The sequence below is a fragment of the Delftia sp. ZNC0008 genome, from assembly GCF_000799035.1.
Lineage (GTDB): Bacteria > Pseudomonadota > Gammaproteobacteria > Burkholderiales > Burkholderiaceae_C > Comamonas > Comamonas tsuruhatensis.
Genome location: NZ_JTKZ01000410.1, coordinates 1 through 2,128, shown reverse-complemented (window position 1 = coordinate 2,128; position 2,128 = coordinate 1). Strand labels below are relative to the sequence as shown.

The 2,128-nt window shown below is 68.0% G+C and carries 1 protein-coding gene; it reads right to left on the bottom strand.

Annotation, left to right across the window (positions count from 1 at the left end; all coding sequences use genetic code 11):
* A partial coding sequence (locus L995_RS13650; RefSeq protein ID WP_047472277.1) for a peptidase U32 family protein occupies nucleotides 1-1,567 on the bottom strand: 1,567 nt, incomplete at its 3' end.
* Between the last annotated feature and the right edge of the window lie 561 nt (nucleotides 1,568-2,128).

Genomic DNA, 2,128 nt, shown 5'->3' with positions numbered 1-2,128 from the left:
CCGCGTAACCGGCCTGGCGCGCGGCCTCCAGCGCGGCGACGGCGTCGCGGCGCAGCTGGTTCAGGGCCGAGGCCGGCACGAACCAGGGCTGGCTCAGCTGCAGGCCGATGTCATGCACGGAGAAGATGGTGGCGCCGAAGCGGCCCAGCTGCTCGCGCAGCGTGGCCTCGGCACGGGCTGCGTCGGTGGCGGCCTGGTGTTCCTGCACGATGGCGGCAGTGGCGGTGAAGCCGTCCTCGTCGGTCAGCGTGAGCGCAAAGCCGTCGGGTGTTTCCTTGAGTTCGGCCCACAGGCCGATGCGGCGGTCGCTGGACTTCTTGTCCAGCGTGCGCACCCAGGCCATGTCGCGGTTGCGGTTGACTTCCAGGCCCTTGCGCAGATCCTTGAAGCCGGCGATGGGGTCCTTGGGGAACAGGCGCCACAGCGACTTCTTCGCATCCACCGACTCGGCGCGGTTGATCTGCAGGCCCACCAGTTCCTTTTGCAGGTCGTAGTAGCACAGGCCGTCGCCGTTGTGCAGTTCGGTGTCGCGGCTCGAGGTCTCGATCTCCACGAAGTTCTCGCCCACCTTGGTGACCCAGCCGATGGCGCGGCCCGGTGTCTTGGGCGTGTCGAAGGCGCCGATGTCGTCCTTGCGGCCGTTGACGAAGTAGTCGGTGAACTCGCGGTTGAAGTTCTGGTCGGGGTCGGGCGTGAAGCTGAACGTGGTGCTGCCCGAGGATGAGCGCGCCAGGGGCGTGTCGGAGAATTCGCGCTCCTCGATGATTTCGTCCAGCAGCTTGCGGTAGTGGGCCGTGATGTTCTTCACATAGCCCATGTCCTTGTAGCGGCCCTCGATCTTGAAGCTGCGCACGCCGGCGTCGATCAGTGCGCGCAGGTTGTCGCTCTGGTTGTTGTCCTTCATGGACAGCACGTGCTTTTCGTGGGCAATGATGCGGCCGCTGGCGTCCAGCACCTCGTAGGGCAGGCGGCAGGCCTGGTTGCAGTCGCCGCGGTTGGCGCTGCGGCCCGTGTGGGCGTGGGTGATGTAGCACTGGCCCGAGTAGGCCACGCACAGCGCGCCGTGCACGAAGAATTCGATGGTGGTGCGCGCCGGGTCGGTGGCCGCACGCACGGCGGCGATCTGCTGCAGGTCCAGCTCGCGCGCAACGACGATCTGCGACAGGCCGGCGTCCTGCAGGAAGCGCGCCTTCTCGGGCGTGCGGATGTCGGTCTGGGTGCTGGCGTGCAGCTGGATGGGCGGCAGGTCCAGCTCCAGCAGGCCCATGTCCTGGATGATCAGCGCGTCGGCACCGGCCTCGTAGATCTGCCAGGCCATCTTGCGCGCGGCCTCCAGTTCATCGTCTCGCAGGATGGTGTTGAGCGTGATGAAGATGCGGCTGCCGAAGCGGTGCGCGTGGTTGATCAGGCGCTGCAGGTCGCGGATGTCGTTGCCCGCCGTGGCGCGCGCGCCGAAGGCCGGGCCGCCGATGTAGACGGCGTCGGCGCCATGGTTCACGGCCTCGATGCCGATGTCGGCATCGCGCGCGGGAGACAGGAGTTCGAGCTGGTGGGGCAGGAGGGACATGGGGCTTTGTGGTGTTCTGTGTTCGTACCCGCACCGGCGTGGGGGGGCCGGGCGTCGGGCGCAATGCGGGGGAAACTGGCCCCCACGCTACCCTTGCTGCGCAAGGTCCGCTGCCCCCCAAGGGGGCCGCTTTTTGTCTTGGGGCGGTCCGGCGACGAAAACCTCGCAGCCCGCTTGCGGTGAGGCGCAGCATTATCGCCGCAGCCCCGAAAAAACGCGCGCCAGGGGGTATGCGCCCGATGCCCGGACGCGCAGCGCCGGTTTTTGCCTATCCTTTAGGATGCGCACTGCACGGGCCGGGCCGCCATGCCGGACACCCTGGCCCGTGCCTGCTCCGCCCTCTGCCTGGTGCGCTTTCGCTGCGCCAGTCCTTGACCGGCCGGGCAGCGCCAGACTGGCCACGCCGCAGCGGATTTCGCTGGCCAAGGCGCCGTTTCACTGATTGACCGTTTTTTCCAGGAGTTGCCATGCACGCCTCGATTCGCCATTTCCCGTGGGCCGGCCCGGCCCTGCTGTGCACCCTGCTGGGCAGCGGTGGCCTGGCCTGGGCGCTGCACGCGG